Here is a 20,557-nt window from a genome sequence, read left to right as displayed (position 1 = left end):
ATGCGCGGATCGCGCCGGCATCCGTCCGATCCCGTTCCTTTCTCGTGCCTGCCCATGGTTTTTCTGTTCTGCCTGAGCGCATTCTTCGCGGCTGTCGCCGCCATCTGGCTCATTCGCCGCGCGCGCGGCCATGCACGCCGCTACGGCGACGCGATGCCGCAGCGCTTCCACGTGGGCGATGTTCCGCGCCTGGGCGGCATCGCGATCTTCACCGGCACCGCCTGCGGCATGGCCGCCGCCGGCATCGCGTTCCAATTCGAGAACAAGGGGTTCTTCGACATCACGCCCGCGACCGTTGCGCTGTGGGCCGCGGTGGTGGTGCCCGCGCTCATCGGCGGTGTCGTGGAAGACCTGACGCAGCGGCTGGGCGTCGTCTTTCGGCTGCTGCTCACCAGCAGTTCGGCCATTCTGGCGGTGTGGTGGCTGGGCGTCTCGGTCGACCGGCTCGGCGTGCCGATGCTCGATGCCGCCCTGGTGGGCATGCCCTGGCTGGGCGTAGGCCTGGCGGTGGTAGCGATCGCCGGCTTGCCGCATGCCTTCAACATCATCGACGGCTACAACGGGCTGGCAGGCATGGTGGCGCTGGTGGTGTGCCTGGCCCTGACCTATGTGGCGCTGCAGGTGGGCGACCGGCAGATGGCCGGACTGCTGCTCTGCATGGCCGGCGCCACCGCCGGCTTTCTGTTGTGGAACTTCCCGCGCGGGATGATTTTCGCCGGCGACGGCGGCGCCTACCTGTGGGGTGTCTGCATCGCGGTGGTCAGCCTGCTGCTGGTGAAGCGGCATATCGAAATATCCCCCTGGTTCCCGATGCTGCTGCTGATCTACCCGGTATGGGAAACGGTGTTCTCGATCTACCGCAAGCTCACCCGCGGCATGTCGCCCAGCGTGGCGGACGCGCTGCATTTCCACCAGCTGATCTACCGTCGCGTGGTACACCGGGTGTTCCACGACGACGAATCGCGCCGCATCCTGATGCGCAACAACCGGACGGCTCCCTATCTCTGGGCGTTCACGTTGCTGACGGTGGTGCCTGCGACGATCTTCTGGCGTACCAGCTGGATCCTGATGGCCTTCTGCGCGCTGTTCGCGCTGACCTATGTCGCGGCCTACATGATGATCGTGCGCTTCAAGGTGCCGCGCTGGCTGAGGCGCTGAGGCGTCACGGCCCTGCGGGCCGCATGCTGCACAATTCTTTCTGTCTTATTCCACCAGCACCATGACCGACATCGCTTCCATCTCACCGCGTGACAAGGCGGAGATCCTGGCCCAGGCACTGCCCTACATTCGCCAGTTCCACGGCAAGACGATGGTCATCAAGTACGGCGGCAACGCCATGACCGATCCGGAGCTGCAGGCCGATTTCGCGGAGGACGTCGTGCTTCTGAAGCTGGTGGGCATCAACCCGGTGGTGGTGCATGGCGGCGGCCCGCAGATCGAGGCGGCGCTGAAACGGCTCGGCAAGGCCGGCACCTTCGTGCAGGGCATGCGGGTCACCGACAGCGAAACGATGGAAGTGGTCGAGTGGGTGCTGGCCGGCGAAGTGCAGCAGGACATCGTCGGCCTGATCAACCAGGCGGGCGGCAAGGCGGTCGGCCTCACCGGCCGCGACGGCGGCCTGATCCGGGCGCGAAAACTGCAATTGCCCGACCGGGACGATCCGACGGTCTTCCACGATGTCGGCCATGTGGGCGACATCGTCAGCATCGACCCGTCGGTGGTGAAGGCGCTGCAGGACGACCAGTTCATCCCGGTGATCAGCCCCCTGGGTTTCGGCGACCAGAACGAGAGCTACAACATCAACGCCGACGTGGTGGCGGGCAAGCTGGCCACGGTGCTGAAGGCCGAGAAGCTGGTGCTGCTCACCAACACGCCGGGCGTGCTCGACAAGGCGGGCGAGCTGCTGACCGACCTGAGCGCTCGCGAGATCGACGCGCTGTTCGCCGACGGCACCATTTCCGGCGGCATGCTGCCCAAGATAGAAGGCGCGCTGGATGCGGCCAGGAGCGGCGTCAATTCGGTCCACATCATCGACGGCCGGGTGCCGCACGCGATGCTGCTCGAGATCCTCACCGACCAGGCTTTCGGCACGATGATCCGGTCGGATTGACCGTCTGGCGTCGGCAGGCGCCGATGCCCGCGGAAGCGTCGGGACCCCGGCCGAAAAGCCGGTAAGCTACCCCGCCTAGCCGACCCGACGGCGTGCGCCGGGCGCAAAATACAGGGTGTGGCATTGCATGGGGCACCGGGTAGCAGACCCGGCGGATTCCGTGGAGCCCGCACTGTCCATACCTTCGCCGCCCCGTGCGGGCCGACAACATGATTTCTGATTTTTCCATGACCGAAGGGGTGTTTTGAATCCCAACTCCCCCTCTCCGGCCGGCCTCGGCGACATGGCGGGCTCGCTCTGGCGGCACCGTGAGCTGATCGCACGGATGACGTGGCGGGAGATCGTCGGGCGCTACAAGGGCTCGGCCATGGGCCTCTTGTGGTCCTTCCTCAATCCGGTGCTGATGCTGAGCGTCTACACCTTCGTGTTCTCGGTGGTGTTCAAGACGCGCTGGGGCACCGGCGACGTGGAGCAGAGCAAGACGCTTTTCGCCACGCTGCTGTTCAGCGGCATGATCGTGCACGGCCTCTTCGCGGAACTGGTCAACCGCGCGCCGCTGCTGATCGTGAACAACGTCAACTATGTGAAGAAGGTGGTGTTTCCGCTGGAGACCCTGCCGGTGGTGACGCTCGGCGGCGCGATCTTCCACAGCGCGGTGAGCCTGCTGGTGCTGCTGATCGCCTTCGCGATCTTCAACGGCTTCGTGCACTGGACGGTGTGCTTCCTGCCCCTGGTGCTGCTGCCGCTGGTGATCGTCTGCCTGGGTATCGGCTGGATATTGGCGTCGCTCGGCGTATTCCTGCGCGACATCGGCCAGACCACGGCCCTGCTGACCACCGTGTTGCTGTTCCTCTCTCCGGTGTTCTATCCGGTGGCGTCCCTGCCGGCCAGCGTCCAGAAGTGGATGCTGCTCAATCCGCTCACCTTCATCATCGAGCAGGCCCGCGAGGTGCTGATCTGGGGGCATCTGCCGAACTGGCCGGGCCTGGCCGGCTACACGCTCGGCGCCGTGCTGGTGGCGTGGGCCGGATTCTTCTGGTTCCAGAAGACGCGCAAGGGATTCGCCGATGTCCTTTGAGGCCGCTCCCGCTATCCGCGCCCAGGACCTGGGCAAGTGCTATTCGATCTACGACGCGCCGACACTGCGCCTGCGCCAGTTCGTGGTGCCTCGGCTGCGGCGCCTGCTGGGCCTGGCCGAGCGCAGCTATTACCGCTCGTTCTGGGCGCTGAAGGGCGTGGCGTTCGACATCCGCCGCGGCGAGACGGTCGGCATCATCGGCCGCAACGGCGCGGGCAAGTCGACCCTGCTGCAGATGATCTGCGGAACGCTGTCGCCGACCACCGGCACGGTGGAGACCTTCGGCCGAATCTCGGCCCTGCTGGAGCTGGGCTCGGGCTTCAACCCCGACTACACCGGCCGTGAAAACGTCTACATGAACTGCACCGTGCTGGGCCTGACCCGCCAGCAGATCGACGAGCGCTTCGACAGCATCACCGCGTTCGCCGACATCGGCAATTTCGTCGACCAGCCGGTCAAGACGTATTCCAGCGGCATGTTCGCCCGCCTCGCGTTCGCCGCCGCGATCCACGTCGACCCCGAGATCCTGATCGTGGACGAGGCCCTGTCGGTGGGCGATTTCGCGTTCCAGTTCAAGTGCCTGCGCAAGCTGAAGGAACTGGCTGCCGGTGGCTGCACCGTGCTCTTCGTCACCCACGACATCGAACAGGTGCAGCGACTCTGCAGCCGCGCGCTCTACCTGAAGAAGGGCGAGGCGGTCTTCTACGGCGATGCCAAGGACGCCTGCATGCGCTACCTGGCCGACGTGCGCGAGTCCGAGGCCGGCATGGCCGGGCCGGCCGCCGACGGCCCGGTGCTGGAAGCGCCGCGGCGGGCGCCGGATGCGGCCCTCGACGCCGCGCTGCATGCCGCCTTCGCGGTACGGGTCGCGCCCCACCGCAACGGCAGCCGCGCCCAGGGCGAGGTGCTCGCGGTGGCGGTCAACGGCACCCACGGCGAGGAGCCCTCGGTCGAATTCGGCGGCGCCTTGGCGATCGAGGTGAGCTTCCGCCTGACCGCGCCGCTGGAGAACCCGACGATCGCGCTGTACCTGATCGACGCGGCGGGCCAGCTGATCGTCGGCACCAATTCCCACAACGAGCGGCTCGACCTCAAGGGCTGCACCCTGGGCGAGCCTTACACCGTGCGCTTCTCGCTCGAGAACCGGCTGCGGCCGGGGCGTTTCGGCATCCAGGTGTTTTTGGTCGACTACACGCCGGTGCTGAACACCGAGTATGTCGACTACATCGACCTCGCGGCCTCCTTCGTCAGCGCGCCCGAGCCGGGCGTGCAGCGCTGGGCGCTGGTCACGCCCCCTATCGCGGTCGAACTGCAATCTTCCCCCTCACTGCCATGAGCCTGCAACCGCTGGCGGACATCGACCGCCATTACGACAAGCCCGATCCGTGGGGCTACGAGAACAATCCGCAGGACATGCGTCGCAAGTCGGAAATCCTGGGCATCCTGCCCGAGCGCGCTTTCGGCCGCGTGCTCGACATCGGCTGCGGCGACGGTTTCCTGACTTTCGACCTGCCGGGCGCCGCGGTCGTCGGTGTCGATGTATCGCCGGCTGCCGTCGGCTGGGCCGACAAGCGCAAGGCGACGCTGTCGGCCGCCGAGGCCGCGCGCTTCAGTTTCCGCGCCGGCTCGGTGTTCGATCTGCCGCAGGTGGTGGAGGGCGAATTCGACCTGGTGGTGATCACCGGCGTCCTGTACCCGCAGTACATCGGCGCGGCGTCGTCGGTGGTGCTGCAGGCGATCGACGGCATCCTGCGGCCGGGCGGCGTCCTGGTGTCCTGCCACATCGACAGCTGGCAGCCGCCCCGTTTCCCCTACGCACTGGCAGACCTGAGCCTCTACCCGTACCGGGACTACATGCACCGGCTCGAGGTGTACCTGAAATGATCCTTTTGTACCACAAGGTCGCAGCCACGGCGCCCACCCAGTGGTGGGTGACCGCCGACGCCTTCGACCGTCAGCTGGCCGACCTGGCGGGCTACGACGTCGTCCACCTGGACGCCTACGACAGCCGCAACCCCCGCCACGTGGCGATCACGTTCGACGGCGTCTACGAGAACGTCTACCAGTTCGCTTTTCCGCTGCTGAAGAAGTGGGGATACCCGTTCGAGTTGTTCGTGACCGGCGACTACATCGGCGGCGACAACGCCTTCGATTCGGTCGAGCCGCCGGCCCGCTTCTGCACTCTGGAGCAGCTCGACGCCATGGCGCAGCACGGCGGCCGGGTGCAGTGGCACACCGCCAGCCACTGCCGCCTGGCCGATCTGGCACAGGATGCGCTGCGCGCCGAGATCGCCGTGCCCGATGCCCTGAAGGCACGCTTTCCGGCGCCGCACTTCGACTGGTTCGCCTATCCGCACGGCAACCACGACGCCGAAGCGGTGGCGCTGGTGCGATCGCATTTCGCCGGTGCGCTCTCGTGCATCGCCGGCAACGACACCGACCGCTACCAGCTCAACCGGGTGACGGCGCTGGAGAGCAGCCGCTTCGCCCGCAAGCGGGTGAGCGTGGTGGTCGCCAACCATAACTACGGCGCCTTTCTGCCGCAGGCGATGGATTCGGTCCTGCGCCAGACCCTGGCGCCCGACGAGATCATCCTGATCGACGACGCCTCGACCGACGGATCGCAGGAGATCGCGCGGCGTTACCGCGATGTCGCGAAGGTGGTGCTCAACGAGCGTAACTTGGGCATCGTCGCCAATTTCAACAAGGCGGTGGGCCTCTGCACCGGCGACTACATCGCCTTCCTCGGCGCCGACAACCGGATGCGCTGCGACTATGTCGAACAGTGCCGCACGGCGCTCGACCGCCGGCCCGATGCCGCCGTCGCCTACACCGACATGCTGCTGTTCGGCCACCGGGCGGCCGAGCTGGCGGCCAAGGTGGGCGCCGAGCGGATCGGCAGCAGCAAGCTGGAGCGCTGGCCGGTTTATGTCTGGCGCTTTCCGGAGCCGACGCCCGAGGCGCTGGCCCATTTGTCGACGCACAACTTCATGCACGGCTCGTCGATGTACCGAAAGGAGGCGTTCGACGCGGTCGGCGGCTACCAGGATTCGGGCGGGCCGGAAGACCACAACCTCTTCGTGCGGATGCTGGCCCAGGGCTGGAAACCGGTCCGCGTGCCCGCTGTGCTGATCGAGTACCGGCAGCATTCCGTCGGACAGGCCAACACCTTGCTGGTGATGCAGCTGGAGCTGGCGCGCCTTTCGCGCATCGAGCACACCCTGGCGGAAGAACGCGCCCAGTTGCTGCGGGTGCAGGAGCAACTGCAGACCGCGCAGGAGCATGCGGCCTGGCTGCGTCAGCAGACCGAGGCCCTGCACGCCCATGCGGACGCGCTGCGCCAGCATGCAGATGCGCTGTTGACGCAATCCGAGTCGCGGCACCGGCGACTGGAGGTGGTGCAGGATCAGAACGCCGTGCTCGACGACGCGTTGATAGAGGCGAATGCGCGCGTCTGGACGCTGAACCACGAGCGCAGCGAGATGCGCGAGCAGCTGGCCGACGCCGGACGACGCGAGCGTATCCTGCGTGACGACAACGCTGCGCTGCGCGAGGAAAACGCTGCGGTGCGTGAACGGATCCACGCGGTGGAGGCCCAGAGCGCCGCGTTGGAACAGCAGGTTCAGGAACTGACCCTTCGCCACCAGGAGGCGGTCGACGACATCCGCGCGCTCGTCTCCAGCCGCTCGTGGAAGATCACCCGGCCGATCCGCTTCTTCGGCCTGCTCGCGCGGGGCGAGTACGGCGAGGCGAAGCGCCTCACCCGCTCGGTTCTGTCGCGCGCGATGCGCCGGTTGCCGCATCCGATGCGCGGCTTCCTCACCCGGCTGCGGGCCCGTGTCATCGCGGCCTCGGGTCTTGTCGGCACGACCAGCGTGCGGCTCGACGCGGTCGCGCAACTGGTCGAGCGCCGCAACGCCTACACGGCGGGGCCGGCGCTGGCCGCCGACGTACTCTGCCCGCCGCAACCGACCGCCTGGCCCGACATCGACATCAGCGTGGTGACCCACAACAACGGCAAGTGGATCGACGGCTTCATGGCCAGCCTGCGGCTGCTGGACTATCCGCGCGAGCGTCTGCACCTGCGTTTCGTCGACAACCAGTCGACCGACCAGACCGTCGTGCAACTGCAGGCGGCGGTGCGCGGCCTGGTGGCCGAGGGGCTCGACGCGCAACTGCTGCAGTGCCCCAACAACGGCTTCGGCGCGGGCCACAACGCGGGCCTGGGCGCCGGGCGCTCGCCCTTCGGGCTGGTGTCGAACATCGACCTCGAGTTCGAGCCCGACGCGCTCAAGCGCATCGTCGCGATCGCCTTGCACGACGAGCGCGGTGCCTCGTGGGAGCTGCGCCAGAAGCCGTACGAACACCCGAAGTTCTACGACCCGGTCACCGGCGCCACCAACTGGAACAGCCACGCCTGCGTGCTGCTGCGCCGCTCGGCGTTCCAGTCGATCGGCGGCTACGACGACAACATCTTCATGTACGGCGAGGACGTGGAAATGTCCTACCGCCTGCGCCGCGCCGGCTGGGTGCTGCGCTACTGCCCGACGGCGGTGGTCACCCACTACGCCTACGAGAACGCCGGCCAGGTCAAGCCGGTGCAGTACCTGGGCAGCACCTTCGCCAACCTGTATTTGCGGCTCAAGTACGGCAAGCCCGCAGACGTCACCGTCGTCCCGCTGATGGCGCTCGGCCTGCTGGCGCTGCCGCAGGCGTTTCCCGGCTCGCGCAAGGCGCTGCTGCGCAACTTCGCCAAGCTGGTGGTCAAGGCGCCGCTGGCGCTGGCGGCACGCCGGTCGAGCAAGGCCGTCTTTCCGTTCCAGGTCTGGGACTACGAACTGCGCCGCGACGGCGCCTTCGTCGAAGGCCATCCGCTGCCGGCCGATCCGCCGCTGGTCAGCGTCATCACCCGCACCTTTCAGGGCCGCGAGCGGCTGCTGCGCCAGGCGATGCTCTCGGTCGCCCACCAGACCTATCCGCGCGTCGAGCTGATCGTGGTGCAGGACGGCGGCGACTGCCTGGGCGCGGTGGTGCGCGAGGTGGCCGCGGTCACCGGCATGGACTGCCGCTTCGTCGCCACGCCCAAGGAAGGCCGCTCGGCCACCGGCAACGCCGGCCTGGCGGCGGCGCGAGGCCGCTGGTGCCTGTTCCTGGACGACGACGACCTGGTCTTCGCCGACCATGTCGAGGTGCTGGCGCACGCGCTGCTGCGACAGCCCGAGACGGTCGCGGCCTATTCGCCCGCCTGGGAAGTGGAGACCGACTTCCCCAACGGCATCTCGGCCGACTACGAGGAAGTGCTCTACACGGTGCCGCCTGTGCTGAGACAGGAGTTCCACCTGGAACTGCTCCGAGATCGCAACTACATGGCGATCCAGTCGGTGTTGTTCGAGCGCCGGCTGTTCGAGGAGCGCGGCGGTTTCGACGTGGACATGGACGCGCTCGAGGACTGGGTGATGTGGAACGTGTATGCCGACGGCAACGTGTTCGCCTACGTGCCCAAGGTCACCTCGCTCTTCCGGACGCCCGCCAACGTCGAGATCCGCAAGCGTCGCAACGACATCTTCGCCGGCACCTATTTGCCCGCGAAGGAGCGGATGGCGCAGCGCATCGCCGCGCTGCGGCCGGCGATCGAGCTGGCCGCCTGAAGGCGGCCGTGGCCGCGCCCGATCCCGTTTTGCCGGTAGACGGCGCGCCGCCCCGGTCGGCCGCGGTGGACGGGGTGCGCGGCTGGGCGGCGGCGATGGTGTTCTGGGCGCATTCCGTGGGCTTCCATGCCTGGGGCGGCTCCGGTGTGTGGCTGTTCTTCATGCTCAGCGGCTTCCTGCTGTTCCGGCCGTTCGTGGACCGGGCCTACCGCTTCACCGCCCGCGACCTGGCGGGCTACGCCGCGCGGCGGCTGCTGCGCATCTGGCCGCTGCTCTGCGTGGCGCTGCCCATCTATGCATGGCTGGTGCCGGCCTTCGGCGGCTGGAGCCGGGTGCTGTCCCACCTGGCGCTGGTCGAGGCCGACATGCACTTCTGGACGGTGAAGCAGGAGCTTCTGTTCTACGCGGTGCTGCCGCTCTTCGTCGTGGCCTGCCGCTGCAGCGGCAGGCATGCGCTGCCGGCTCTGGCCGCGCTGGCGGCGAGCAGCTTTTTCGTCTTCGACCACCTGCAGCTGGTGCAGATTCCCTGGCAGGGCATCGGACTGAAGTTCCGGGTCGTGCCTTTCGTGATCGGCATGGCGATCGCCGTGGGCATCGCGCGGGTGCCGGCCGCCATGGGCCGGTGGCTGCTCTGGGCCGGACTGTTGGGGCTCGGTTTCGCCAGCTCGTCGGCGGTGGCCTGGGCCTGGGGAGGGGATCCGGGCTTCTTCGAGTGGGAGCGGCCGTACCTGCTCTGGCCCTTTGTCGCGGCCTTCCTCGTAGGAGCGGTCATCGCGCCGCAATGGATCGTGGCGAACCCGCTGGCGCGCGGGATCGGGGTACTGGGCTACGGCATCTACGTCTGGCACTTCGGCGTGATCCTGGTGTTGAAAGCGCACGGCGTCGACGGCGCCTGGATGCTGGTGGGGGCGGCCGGGCCGGTCACGCTGGTGCTGGCGGCGGCGTCATGGTGCTGGGTCGAGCGGCCCGCCATCCGCTGGGGCCAGCGGCTCAGCCGACGCATCCGGGGCGCCGACACGCTCTAGCGGACCGTGAACGTCGCGCGCGCGACGTCGCCGGCCGCTGCCGCCGGGGGTTTGCCGCCCGGTGCTTTTCCTGCAAAATAGAACGATCGTTCTTTTTATTTCATGGTACCTATCTCTCCCACCGCCCTCGCCTCCGAAGCACCCCCTCCGACCGCGGGCGCCGCAGCGCGGGACAGCCGCGTGTCGCAGAAGGGCCAGCAGACCAAGGCTGCCATCGTCGATGCGGCGTTGGGGCTGGCCACGCAGATCGGGCTGGAAGGCCTGTCGATCGGCGCGCTGGCCGAGGTGACGCAGATGAGCAAGTCTGGCGTCTTCGCCCACTTCGGTTCGCGCGAAGAGCTGCAGATCTCGGTGGTGCGCGAGTACCATGCCCGCTTCGAGGCCGAGGTGTTCTACCCCGCGCTGAAGGAGCCGCGCGGCCTGCCGCGGCTGCGGGCGCTGTTCGCCCACTGGATGCGCCGCACCTCGACCGAGATCGATTCGGGCTGCATCTACATCAGCGGTGCGGCCGAGTTCGACGACCGGCCCGGCCCGGTGCGCGATGCGCTCGCCAGCTCGGTCAAGACCTGGCTGCGGGCGCTGCACCGGGCGCTGGTGCAGGCCAAGCGGGTCGGCCACCTGCGCGCCGACGCCGACGAGGAGCAGATGGTCTTCGAGATCCATGGCTTGATCCTGGCGCTGCACTACGAGGCGCGTTTCCTGCGCTCGCCGCGTTCGCTGGTGCGGGCGCAGACCGGCTTCGCCAACATCCTGCTGCGTTACGGGACGCCGCCCGTGCGGCCGGCCTGAGTTTCGTTCCCACCCCCCCCACATCCCATCCCTCCTGGAGACCCCATGCCGATCTATTCGCCCCCGCTGCGCGACATGCAGTTCGTGCTGCACGAGCTACTCGACGTCACCGAGGAATTCAAGGCGCTGCCGCAGCATGCCGAGGTGGATGCCGACACACTGAACGCGGTGCTGGAAGAGGGCGGCAAGTTCGCCGCCGAGGTGATCTTCCCGCTGAACCTGCCGGGCGACGAGGAGGGCTGCACGCTCGACAAGGCCACCCACGAAGTCACCACGCCCCGGGGTTTCAAGGAGGCCTACAGGCAGTACGTGGAAGGCGGCTGGGCGGCGCTCTCCTGCGATCCGGCCTACGGCGGCCAGGGCCTGCCCTTCGTCGCCAACCAGTGCTTCTACGAGATGATGAACTCGGCCAACCAGGCCTGGACGATGTATCCGGGCCTGTCGCACGGCGCCTACGAGGCGCTGCACGTGCACGGCACCGAGGAGCAGAAGAAGCTCTACCTGCCCAAGCTCGCCCGCGGCGAATGGACCGGCACCATGTGCCTGACCGAGCCGCACTGCGGCACCGACCTGGGCCTGCTGCGCACCAAGGCCATTCCTTGCGAGGACGGGCGGGCCGACGGCAGCTACAAGCTCACCGGCAACAAGATCTTCATCAGCGCCGGCGAGCACGACATGACCGACAACATCGTGCACCTGGTGCTGGCCCGCCTGCCCGATGCGCCGGCCGGCAGCAAGGGCATCAGCCTGTTCGCGGTGCCCAAGTTCCACGTCAACGCCGACGGCTCCCTGGGCGACCGCAACCCGATCTACTGCGGCGGCCTGGAGCACAAGATGGGCATCCACGGCAACGCCACCGCGCAGATCGTGATCGACGGCGCCACCGGCTCCCTGGTGGGCCAGCCCAACAAGGGCCTGGCGGCGATGTTCGTGATGATGAACGCCGCCCGCCTGGGCGTGGGCAACCAGTCGCTCGGCCTGACCGAGGTGGCCTACCAGAACGCGGTGGCCTACGCCAAGGACCGCATCCAGATGCGCAGCCTCTCGGGCACCAAGGACAAGAGCCAGCCGGCCGATCCGATCATCGTGCATCCCGACGTGCGCAAGATGCTGCTCACCGCCCGCGCCTATGCCGAAGGCGGCCGCGCCATGGCCACCTACTGCGCGCTGCTGCTCGACAAGGAGATCCACCATCCCGACGAGAAGGTGCGCAAGGACTCTGCCGAGCTGGTCGCGCTGCTGACGCCGATCGTCAAGGCCTTCATCACCGACAACGCCTGGAACGCCACCACCCAGTGCCAGCAGGTCTTCGGCGGCCACGGCTACATCCACGAATGGGGCATGGAGCAGTTCGTGCGCGACGCGCGGATCAACATGGTCTACGAGGGCACCAACACCATCCAGTCGCTCGACCTGCTGGGCCGCAAGATCCTCGGCAACAACGGCGCGTCGCTCAAGAAGTTCGGCAAGCTGGTCGCCAAGCTGGTGGAGGAGGAGGGCGTCAACGAGAAGATGGCCGAGTTCATCAACCCGATCGCCACCCTGGGCGACCAGATGACCAAGTTCACCACCGAGATCGGCTTCAAGGGCTCGCAAAACCCCGACGAGGTGGGCGCCGCCGCGGTCGACTACCTGCGCGTCGCGGGCCACCTGGTCTTCGGCTATTTCTTCGCCCGCATGGCGCAGGTGTCGCTCAAGAAGATCGCCGAGGGCAGCACCGACACCTTCTACCTGGCCAAGCTGCAGACCGCGCGCTTCTACTTCGCCAAGCTCTTCCCCGAGACCGCCACGCTGATGCGCACCGCCCGCGCCGGCGCCCGCCCGCTGATGGACACCGACGCGGTGTTCGCCTGAACTTCAAGCAAAAAGTACCGGAGGCCCTCATGAATTACCGGCATATAGCTATTGTTTTGATAGCGTTCGCGGGTGCGGCGCAGGCCCAGGCGCAGACCGGCCCGGTCGGCACCTGGCGCACGGTGGACGAGAAGACCGGCGAGCCGAAGTCGCAGGTCGTCATCACCGAGCAGGCCGGCGCGCTCGCCGGCCGCGTGGCCCAGGTGCTGCGCAAGGACGCCGACCCGGCCGCCCGCTGCATCGAATGCACCGACGACCGCAAGGACAAGCCCATCGTCGGCCTGGACATCATCTGCGGCGGCCAGAAGGCGGCCGACAAGGCGGTGTGGGAGGGCGGGCAGATCCTGGACCCGGAGAACGGCAAGGAATACCGGGCCAGCTTCACCCCGATCGACGGCGGCGCGCGGATGGAAGTGCGCGGCTACCTGGGGCCTTTCTGGCGCACGCAGGTGTGGCAACGCGTGCCTTGATGCACGCGACCGATGCCCTTGGATTCGCTCCTTCTCCCTCTGGGAGAAGGTTGGGATGAGGGCCGCGCAACGCTGGCAGATGGCCGTCGCCATGCCGAGCGGGCGCCCTCACCCCCGCCCTCTCCCACGGGGAGAGGGAGTCGGTCAGGTCGGTGCCTGTATGGCTTCTTGCCAAATGGAAAAGGTAGCCAGGCAGGTCGGCTCCGGTCTTGCTCCTTCTTCCTCTGGGAGAAGGCTGGGATGAGGGCCGCGCGACGCTGGCTTGTGGCAGTCGCCATGCCGAGCGGGCGCTCTCACCCCCGCCCTCTCCCGGAGGGAGAGGGAGCGAAACCCCGCGGGGGCAGCGTGCCTCTATGAAGAATTAAGGATCACAAGAACATGACACGATTTCAAGTGAAGAAAGTCGCCGTGCTCGGCGCGGGCGTGATGGGCGCGCAGATCGCGGCGCATCTCGTCAACGTCGGGGTGCCGGTGGTGCTGTTCGACCTGCCGGTCAAGGACCAGGCCGGCAACACCGCCCAGGGCGCGGCCAAGAACGGCATCGTCGCGCGGGCGGTCGAAGGCCTGAAGAAGCAGAAGCCCGCGCCGCTGGGCGTGCCCGAAGACGCCGTGCTGATCGGCCAGGCCAACTACGAGGACGATCTCGGCCAGCTCGCCGGCTGCGACCTGGTGATCGAGGCGATCGCCGAGCGGCTCGACTGGAAGCTGGCGCTGTACGAGAAGATCGCGCCGCACGTCGCACCGCACGCCATCCTGGCCTCGAACACCTCGGGCCTGTCGATCACCACGCTGAGCGAGGCGGTGCCCGAGGCGCTGCGCCACCGCTTCTGCGGCATCCATTTCTTCAACCCGCCGCGCTACATGGCGCTGGTGGAATTGATCGCCACGCCCGCCACCGATGCGCAGGTGCTGGACGACCTGGAGACCTTCGTCACCCGCGCCCTCGGCAAGGGCGTGGTGCGCGCACAGGACACGCCCAACTTCATCGCCAACCGGGTCGGCATCGCAGGCATGCTGGCGACCTTGAAGGAGGCCGAGAAGTACGGCCTGACGCCCGACGTGGTCGACGACCTCACCGGCAAGAAGCTGGGCCGCGCCAGCAGCGGCACCTTCCGCACCGCCGACGTGGTGGGCCTCGACACCCTGGCCCACGTCGTCAAGACGCTGCAGGACAACCTGAGCGCCGACGCGAGCGCAGGGGACACGAAGTACGACCCGTTCTACGGCAGCTACGGCACCCCCGCGGTCCTGGCCAAGCTGCTGGAGATGAAAAATCTGGGCCAGAAGACCAAGGCCGGTTTCTACAAGAAGGTGGGCCGCGACATCCTGCGCTTCGACCTGGCCGAAGGCGACTACGTGCCCGGCGGCGCCAAGGCCGACGAGGTGTACGGCCGCATGCTGAAGAAGCCCGCCGCCGAGCGTCTGCGCTTGCTGCGCGACAGCGAAGGCGCCCAGGGCAAATTCCTGTGGGCGATCCTGCGCGACGGCTTCCACTACGCCGCGGTGCACCTGGCCACCATCGCCGAGAGCGCGCGCGACGTCGATCTGGCCATGCGCTGGGGCTTCGGCATGCAGCAGGGCCCGTTCGAGCTGTGGCAGGAGGCCGGCTGGCTGGACGTCGCGAAGATGGTGCAGGACGACATCGACCGGGGCGAGGCGCTGTCGTCCGCGCCGCTGCCGCAGTGGGTCTTCGAAGGCCCGGTGGCCGAGGCCGGCGGCGTGCACACGCTGTACGGATCGTGGAGCGCGGCGGAGAACCGCTTCGTGCCCGTGCGCCGCCTGCCGGTGCATGCCCGCCAGCTGTTTGCCGAGACCGTCCGCGGCAGCGGCGCGCCCACCGTGGCCGAGACCGGCACCACCCTCCGCGACGACGGTGACGTGCGCGTCTGGACGCTGGGCGAATCCGCAGGCGATCCGTCGCGCGGCCGGGTGCTGATCGCCAGCATCCATTCCAAGATGCACGCCATCAGCCCCGACGTGGCCGAGGCCCTGGCCGCCGCGGTGGAGCTGGCCGAGCGCGAATACGACGCCCTGGTGATCTGGTCGCCCGACGAGATGTTCTCGGTCGGCGCCGACCTGCAGGCGATGCTGCCGGCCTTCGTGGTCGCCGGCGTCGACGCGATCGAGGGCGCCGAGCAGGAACTGCAGAACACGATGCTGAAGATCCGCTACGCCGGCGTGCCGGTGGTGTCGGCGGTGCGCGGTCTGGCGCTGGGCGGCGGCTGCGAGCTGGCGGTGCATTCGGCCCGCCGCGTCGTCGCGATGGAGAGCTACATCGGCCTGGTCGAGGTCGGCGTGGGCCTGGTGCCCGGCGCCGGCGGCCTGGCCTACATCGCCCGCCGCGCGGCCGAGAACGCCGCCGCCAGCACCGGCAGCGACCTGCTGCCCTTCCTCACCGAGGGCTTCACCGCCGCGGCGATGGCCAAGGTGGGTACCAGCGCGCTGGAGTCGCGCAAGCTCGGCTACCTGCTGGAGAGCGACATCGTCGTGCCGCACAAGGACGAGCTGCTGTACGTCGCCCTCACCGAAGCCAAGGCCATGGCCGAGGCCGGCTGGCGCGCGCCGCCGAGGCGCCGCTTCAAGGTCGCGGGCCGCAGCGGCGTCGCCACGATCAAGGGCCAGCTGGTCAACATGCGGGACGGCGGCTTCATCAGCGCGCACGATTTCCACATCGCCGGGCTGATCGCGCACGTGGTCTGCGGCGGCGACGTGGATGTCGGCACGCTGGTGACCGAGGAGTATGTGATGGCGCTGGAGCGCAAGGCGTTCTGCTCGCTGATCGTGCACCCCAAGACGCAGGAGCGGATCATGGGGATGCTGTCGACAGGTAAGCCGGTGCGGAATTGAGAGTGGTTTTGGTGGCGACTGCGAAGGCCCTCACCCCAGCCCTCTCCCGCGTGCGGGAGAGGGAGCAGGATGGCGCGCCGGATACGCCGGATACGCCGGATATGCAGCACATGCAGCACATGCAGCACATGCAGCACATGCAGAACATGCAGAACATGCAGAACATGCAGAACATGCAGAACATGCGGGACGGGCAGGAAGGGCAGGAAGGGCAGGACGTGCCGGATAGGCTTGGCCTCGGCGATGCGCCCGCTGTCCATTTCGGCGATGGCAGGGAAACGAGCGCATCCCTGCCTGGTCTCCTCTCCCGCACGCGGGAGAGGGTTAGGGTGAGGGCGCGTGCACTCCGCACCACCCCCACAGATGCCGAATCCCTGCTCTGGTACCACCTGCGCGACCGACGCTTGGCCGACTGCAAGTTCCGCCGCCAGCACCCCATCGGCCCCTATTTCGCCGACTTCGCCTGCATCGAAGAAAAGCTGATCGTCGAACTCGACGGCGGCCAGCATGCCGACGCCGTGCCCTACGACACCGACCGCACCCGCTTCCTGCAGTCCAAAGGCTGGCGCGTCCTCCGGTTCTGGAACGACGACATGCTGCTGCAGACCGATGCGGTGCGGGAGCAGATTCTGCGGGCGCTGCAGGAAGGCGGCCCTCACCCCAGCCCTCTCCCGCGTGCGGGAGAGGGCGCAACACACGACATCCGGAAACCACAGCCATGAAACAAGTCCAAGACGCCTACATCGTCGCCGCCACCCGCACGCCGATCGGCAAATCGCACCGCGGCTTCTTCCGCAACACCCGGCCGGACGACCTGCTGGCCACCACGCTGAAAGCCGCGCTGGCCCAGGTCCCGGGCCTGGACCCGGCGGCCATCGAGGACATCGTCTGCGGCTGCGCGATCCCCGAAGCGCAGCAGGGCCTCAACGTGGCCCGCATCGCCGCCGTGCTGGCCGGGCTGCCGACCAGCGTCGGCGGCGTCACCGTCAACCGCTTCTGCGCGTCGGGCCTGTCGGCGGTGCAGATGGCGGCCGACCGCATCCGCGTGGGCGAGGCCGAGGTGATGATCGCCGCCGGCGTCGAGAGCATGAGCATGGTGCCGATGATGGGCAACGCGCCCTCGCTCTCGCCCTCGATCTTCGCGCGCGACGGCGACGTGGGCATCGCGTACGGCATGGGGCTGACGGCCGAGAAGGTGGCGCAGCAGTGGAAGGTGTCGCGCGACGCGCAGGACGCCTTCGCGCTGCAATCCCACCAGCGCGGGCTGGCCGCGCAGGCCGCGGGCGCGTTCGCCGACGAGATCACCCCGATCGAGGTGACCGACCGCACGCCCGACCTGGACACGGGCGAGGTGACCTTCAAGACCCGCACCGTCGGCCTGGACGAGGGCGTCCGCCCCGACACCAGCCTCGAAGGCCTGGGCAGGCTGCGCACCGTGTTCTCGGCTCGCGGCACGGTGACCGCCGGCAACAGCTCGCAGACCTCCGACGGCGCCGGCGTGCTGGTGCTGGCCAGCGGCGCGGCGGTGCAGCGCTTCGGGCTCACGCCGCTGGCGCGCTTCGTCAGCTTCGCCAGCAAGGGCGTGCCGCCCGCGGTCATGGGCATCGGCCCCATCGAGGCGATCCCGGCCGCGCTGCGCTACGCCGGCCTGCAGCAGCAGGACATCGACTGGTTCGAGCTGAACGAGGCCTTCGCCGCGCAGTCGCTGGCGGTGCTCGACACGCTGGGGCTGGACCCGGCCAAGGTCAACCCGATGGGCGGCGCGATCGCGCTGGGCCATCCGCTGGGCGCCACCGGTGCGATCCGCGCGGCCACCGTCGTGCATGCGCTGCGCCGCGAGCAGCTCAAGTACGGCATGGTCACGATGTGCGTCGGCATGGGCCAGGGCGCGGCCGGCATCTTCGAGCGGGTTTGACCGGGGTACCCTACGCACCCTCCGACGCCGCGTCGCAGGTCCTGGCCGCGCCGGCGTGCGTCTTCGCCCCTCGCAGTCCGGTCCGCACCGGCCGGTGCGCCACGGCAGGCCCGGCATCCCCATCCCGCATCCCAAGGAGCCCCCATGAGCGACATCCTGATCTACACCGAAGCGGGCGTCACCACGCTCACCCTCAACCGCCCCGACAAGAAGAACTCGATCACCCGCGCGATGTACACCGCGCTGGCCGAGGCGCTGCAGGCCGCCGATGCCGACACCGCCGTGCGCGTGGTGGTGCTGCAGGGCGACACCGCCATCTTCAGCGCCGGCAACGACATCGCCGATTTCCTGGCCGCGTCGGCCGGCGGCCAGGCGCCGTCGGAAGACCCCGACACCTCGCCGGTCTTCCGGTTCCTGCACGGCATCGCCGGCTTCTCCAAGCCGCTGATCGCCGCCGTCTGCGGCCCGGCCGTCGGCATCGGCACCACGATGCTGCTGCACTGCGACCTGGTCTACGCCGGCGACAACGCCGCCTTCTCGCTGCCCTTCGTCAACTTGGGCGTCTGCGCCGAGGGCGGCTCCAGCCTGCTGCTGCCGCAGATGTTCGGCTACCACCGCGCGGCCGAGGCGCTGCTGCTGGGCGAGCCTTTCATGGCCGAGGCCGCGCTGGAAGTCGGCCTGGTCAACCGCGTGGTCCCTCCCACCGAGGTCAACGGCATCGCCCAGGCCCAGGCGAAGAAGCTGGCGGCCAAGCCGCTCAGCGCCCTGGTCGCCACCAAGCGCCTGATGAAGCAGGGCCAAGCCGCCCTCGTCGCCCAGCAGATCCGCGACGAAGGCGCGGTGTTCGGCCGCATGCTGCAGGAGCCGGCAGCCAAGGAAGCGTTCAGTGCGTTCATGGCGAAACGCAAGCCGGATTTCAGCAACTGCTGACCGCGCGGGTCACCTGCCGATGGCGGGTCACCCCGCGATGAACAGCGCCGCCATCGGCGTACCGGTGGACGCGGCGATGTCCATGCCGCTGTGCGGATTGCGCGCCTGGCCGTTGAACACCCGTCGCAGGCCGAACGAGCTGGAGCGCCGGCCGGGCACCGGCACCCGCATCTGCAATTCGCGTGGCAGCGGCTCGGTGAAGCGGGCCATCACCGTCGCGAGGTGGGCGCGCTCCCGCTCGTAGCGGGCTTGGTTCTCGGGCGAAAGGTCGACGGTGCCGGGCGCGACCTGCAGGCGCTGCTCGACATAGCGCTTGGCCGCGATGCGGTAGGCGATGCGCCGCGGCGCCGTGCCGTGCGCGTCGGCCACTGCGATCTCGGCGGTGCCGGGCGCTGCGGCCAGCGGAATGCCGACGAGCGCGGTCCACTCGATCGGATCGCCCAGCACTAGCAGGGGAACCTCGCCGCTCTGGGCCACCGGCCGTGCGGCGGCAGGGCCCAGCGAGAGGTGGGCGACGCCGCCGGGCACGGCGCGATCGCGGGGCCAGACGGTTTCTTGCGACGGTGCTGCCGGTTGGGCGTCCGCGGCACGTGCCAGCAGCCATGCCGCGACGGTGGACAGCGCCGTGCGGCGCCGGAATGGGGCTGCAAGCCGAAGAGTGCGGGAAGGGGTCATCGGGGGGAGATTATCCGCAGGCGCTCGGAGACACGTCCTACACCGACCGACGGCCGCGACGGTTTGTTCACCACGGCTTCTTCGCACGTCCGTCGAACGCTTCGCGATCTCCCGGGATTTCATCCGAGACCGACTTGAAATCGAGCCCCATTTCCAGTCGCGAGGTTCACGCCATGGACGATTGCATTCTCGGTAGCCTTTCAACTGCGCACCCTGTCGGATATCCCCTCGACGGTCCGGTGCTGGATCTCTCTGCGCAAGTCCCGGGGGCAAGTGAAAGCGCACCAGGGGCCCTGCGGTCTTTTCCGAAGCTTTCGCAGGCACTGCCTGCATTAGGGCTTGCGATTGTGCCTCGCGGTCGGTCGCGCATTGGAATACTGCCCGACAAAACCGGCGGCTGTGCAAGCAAGCCGTATGCCGACAGTTCCAGCTCCGCCAGTTCCAGCTCCAGCCCGGGCTCTCCGGCCCGGCACAGCACCTCTGTCTTCGACTACAGAACGGATGAACTGGCCGGGGCGAATGTGCATGGCATCTGTGTCGGCCTGACGGCGCAGTGGCTCCTCGGCCTCGGCAACGGGGCTTCGGATCGGATGACCGCGTTGATGCCCGAACGGGAAAACCACGCCGTTGCTGCCGCGCAGCAGCAGCACTACCAGGACCTCAAGCGTTCCCTCCGGCACCAGGGAGCAACCTCGGCCGAAGCGGATCTGCGGGCCCTGAACACCATGTTCCACGAGGCCGGTTTGACACCGTCCGAAGAGGTCAAAAAATACGAGTTCGGCAAGCCTTCGAGCCTTTCGCGACTGGTCAAAAATATCACGCGAGAGGATTCGAAGCACCTGCTCAGCCTTTACTTCGCTGGCGGTGAAGCGCACACGGTCGCGACGTCCGCGTCGAATGGAATAACCACGCTCTTCGATCCCAACTATGGCGAATTCACCGCTAGCTCAGCCGAGATGACATCGCTGCTGCAAAGTCTCGGCAACCGCTACCGATATCCCAACGGGCAATACCTGACGACGATCACGACGCAGACGATCTCCTGACAGCAGCGCTGCACGGCGGCGGCGGCCCGGCCGGCGCGGCGCAGGCGGTGCTCCGCATGCTGCCGGCGCGAAACGGCCAGAGCGCGTTGGTGGCCGGCGTGCCGGCCCGGCGTCGGACACGGGTGGCGCCGGGGCGGGCGGTTGGCGTACGCATCTGCAGGGTTGCCGCC

Annotated in this window: 16 protein-coding genes; 15 read left to right on the top strand and 1 reads right to left on the bottom strand. The window is 68.3% G+C overall.

Annotated features, from left to right (window positions below; all coding sequences use genetic code 11):
- Window positions 1-54: 54 nt before the first annotated feature.
- The 14 genes from DFQ15_RS11805 (at window position 55) to DFQ15_RS11740 (ending at window position 18,666) form a co-directional block, all read left to right on the top strand.
- Window positions 55-1,158, top strand: a complete 1,104-nt coding sequence (locus DFQ15_RS11805; protein WP_110466172.1) for a glycosyltransferase family 4 protein — start codon at window positions 55-57, stop codon at window positions 1,156-1,158.
- Window positions 1,159-1,219: 61 nt separating this feature from the next.
- Complete coding sequence (argB, locus tag DFQ15_RS11800; protein WP_110466171.1) at window positions 1,220-2,110, top strand: acetylglutamate kinase; 891 nt, start codon at window positions 1,220-1,222, stop codon at window positions 2,108-2,110.
- 283 nt (window positions 2,111-2,393) lie between these two features.
- The gene (locus tag DFQ15_RS11795) at window positions 2,394-3,188 is read left to right on the top strand and encodes an ABC transporter permease (RefSeq protein ID WP_110466170.1); all 795 of its coding nucleotides are present in this window, start codon (window positions 2,394-2,396) and stop codon (window positions 3,186-3,188) included.
- Window positions 3,178-4,524 (top strand): ABC transporter ATP-binding protein, encoded by a 1,347-nt coding sequence (locus DFQ15_RS11790; RefSeq protein WP_110466169.1) that lies wholly within the window; start codon window positions 3,178-3,180, stop codon window positions 4,522-4,524. Before DFQ15_RS11795 ends, DFQ15_RS11790 begins: the two co-directional genes overlap by 11 nt.
- Complete coding sequence (locus DFQ15_RS11785; protein WP_110466168.1) at window positions 4,521-5,072, top strand: class I SAM-dependent methyltransferase; 552 nt, start codon at window positions 4,521-4,523, stop codon at window positions 5,070-5,072. The genes DFQ15_RS11790 and DFQ15_RS11785 overlap by 4 nt, the downstream gene beginning before the upstream one ends.
- Entirely contained in the window at window positions 5,069-8,836 is a 3,768-nt protein-coding gene (locus tag DFQ15_RS11780; RefSeq protein ID WP_110466167.1) for a glycosyltransferase, read from the top strand. The genes DFQ15_RS11785 and DFQ15_RS11780 overlap by 4 nt, the downstream gene beginning before the upstream one ends.
- Before the next feature lie 8 nt (window positions 8,837-8,844).
- Window positions 8,845-9,861 (top strand): acyltransferase family protein, encoded by a 1,017-nt coding sequence (locus tag DFQ15_RS11775; RefSeq protein ID WP_146228727.1) that lies wholly within the window; start codon window positions 8,845-8,847, stop codon window positions 9,859-9,861.
- Between the two features lie 102 nt (window positions 9,862-9,963).
- A complete protein-coding gene (locus tag DFQ15_RS11770; protein WP_110466165.1) occupies window positions 9,964-10,650 on the top strand; it encodes a TetR/AcrR family transcriptional regulator in 687 nt (228 codons plus the stop codon).
- A 45-nt stretch (window positions 10,651-10,695) separates the two neighbouring features.
- Window positions 10,696-12,504 (top strand): acyl-CoA dehydrogenase C-terminal domain-containing protein, encoded by a 1,809-nt coding sequence (locus DFQ15_RS11765; RefSeq protein WP_110466164.1) that lies wholly within the window; start codon window positions 10,696-10,698, stop codon window positions 12,502-12,504.
- 29 nt (window positions 12,505-12,533) lie between these two features.
- Entirely contained in the window at window positions 12,534-12,974 is a 441-nt protein-coding gene (locus DFQ15_RS11760; protein ID WP_110466163.1) for a DUF2147 domain-containing protein, read from the top strand.
- Window positions 12,975-13,352: 378 nt separating this feature from the next.
- Window positions 13,353-15,821: a 3-hydroxyacyl-CoA dehydrogenase/enoyl-CoA hydratase family protein gene (locus DFQ15_RS11755; RefSeq protein WP_110466162.1), complete on the top strand. Its 2,469-nt coding sequence runs from the start codon at window positions 13,353-13,355 to the stop codon at window positions 15,819-15,821.
- Between the two features lie 11 nt (window positions 15,822-15,832).
- On the top strand, window positions 15,833-16,543 hold the full coding sequence (locus DFQ15_RS17845) for an endonuclease domain-containing protein (RefSeq protein WP_233504434.1): 711 nt from the start codon (window positions 15,833-15,835) through the stop codon (window positions 16,541-16,543).
- Window positions 16,540-17,736, top strand: a complete 1,197-nt coding sequence (locus DFQ15_RS11745) for an acetyl-CoA C-acyltransferase (RefSeq protein ID WP_110466161.1) — start codon at window positions 16,540-16,542, stop codon at window positions 17,734-17,736. The genes DFQ15_RS17845 and DFQ15_RS11745 overlap by 4 nt, the downstream gene beginning before the upstream one ends.
- 144 nt (window positions 17,737-17,880) lie before the next feature.
- The gene (locus tag DFQ15_RS11740; protein WP_110466160.1) at window positions 17,881-18,666 is read left to right on the top strand and encodes an enoyl-CoA hydratase; all 786 of its coding nucleotides are present in this window, start codon (window positions 17,881-17,883) and stop codon (window positions 18,664-18,666) included.
- Window positions 18,667-18,693: 27 nt separating this feature from the next.
- Here the strand turns inward: DFQ15_RS11740 and DFQ15_RS11735 are convergent, their stop codons facing one another.
- Window positions 18,694-19,341: a hypothetical protein gene (locus DFQ15_RS11735; protein WP_158529058.1), complete on the bottom strand. Its 648-nt coding sequence runs from the start codon at window positions 19,339-19,341 to the stop codon at window positions 18,694-18,696.
- 173 nt (window positions 19,342-19,514) lie between these two features.
- Here DFQ15_RS11735 and DFQ15_RS11730 point away from each other — a divergent pair, with 173 nt between their 5' ends.
- A complete protein-coding gene (locus DFQ15_RS11730) occupies window positions 19,515-20,387 on the top strand; it encodes a YopT-type cysteine protease domain-containing protein (RefSeq protein WP_110466159.1) in 873 nt (290 codons plus the stop codon).
- Window positions 20,388-20,557: the final 170 nt, after the last annotated feature.

The sequence above is a fragment of the Xylophilus ampelinus genome, assembly GCF_003217575.1.
GTDB lineage: Bacteria > Pseudomonadota > Gammaproteobacteria > Burkholderiales > Burkholderiaceae_C > Xylophilus > Xylophilus ampelinus.
The sequence above is the reverse complement of the archived record's forward strand: the minus strand, read 5'-3'. Positions and strand labels throughout refer to the sequence as shown.

Bases quoted from the DNA above. Each gene is read 5' to 3' on its own strand.
- DFQ15_RS11780 (WP_110466167.1), top strand. From the start codon at position 5,069: ATGATCCTTTTGTACCACAAGGTCGCAGCCACGGCGCCCACCCAGTGG.
- DFQ15_RS11805 (WP_110466172.1), top strand. From the start codon at position 55: ATGGTTTTTCTGTTCTGCCTGAGCGCATTCTTCGCGGCTGTCGCCGCC.
- DFQ15_RS11765 (WP_110466164.1), top strand. From the start codon at position 10,696: ATGCCGATCTATTCGCCCCCGCTGCGCGACATGCAGTTCGTGCTGCAC.
- DFQ15_RS11790 (WP_110466169.1), top strand. From the start codon at position 3,178: ATGTCCTTTGAGGCCGCTCCCGCTATCCGCGCCCAGGACCTGGGCAAG.
- DFQ15_RS11795 (WP_110466170.1), top strand. From the start codon at position 2,394: ATGGCGGGCTCGCTCTGGCGGCACCGTGAGCTGATCGCACGGATGACG.
- DFQ15_RS11735 (WP_158529058.1), bottom strand. From the start codon at position 19,341: ATGACCCCTTCCCGCACTCTTCGGCTTGCAGCCCCATTCCGGCGCCGC.
- argB (WP_110466171.1), top strand. From the start codon at position 1,220: ATGACCGACATCGCTTCCATCTCACCGCGTGACAAGGCGGAGATCCTG.
- DFQ15_RS11770 (WP_110466165.1), top strand. From the start codon at position 9,964: ATGGTACCTATCTCTCCCACCGCCCTCGCCTCCGAAGCACCCCCTCCG.
- DFQ15_RS11760 (WP_110466163.1), top strand. From the start codon at position 12,534: ATGAATTACCGGCATATAGCTATTGTTTTGATAGCGTTCGCGGGTGCG.
- DFQ15_RS11730 (WP_110466159.1), top strand. From the start codon at position 19,515: ATGGACGATTGCATTCTCGGTAGCCTTTCAACTGCGCACCCTGTCGGA.
- DFQ15_RS11785 (WP_110466168.1), top strand. From the start codon at position 4,521: ATGAGCCTGCAACCGCTGGCGGACATCGACCGCCATTACGACAAGCCC.
- DFQ15_RS11745 (WP_110466161.1), top strand. From the start codon at position 16,540: ATGAAACAAGTCCAAGACGCCTACATCGTCGCCGCCACCCGCACGCCG.
- DFQ15_RS11755 (WP_110466162.1), top strand. From the start codon at position 13,353: ATGACACGATTTCAAGTGAAGAAAGTCGCCGTGCTCGGCGCGGGCGTG.
- DFQ15_RS11740 (WP_110466160.1), top strand. From the start codon at position 17,881: ATGAGCGACATCCTGATCTACACCGAAGCGGGCGTCACCACGCTCACC.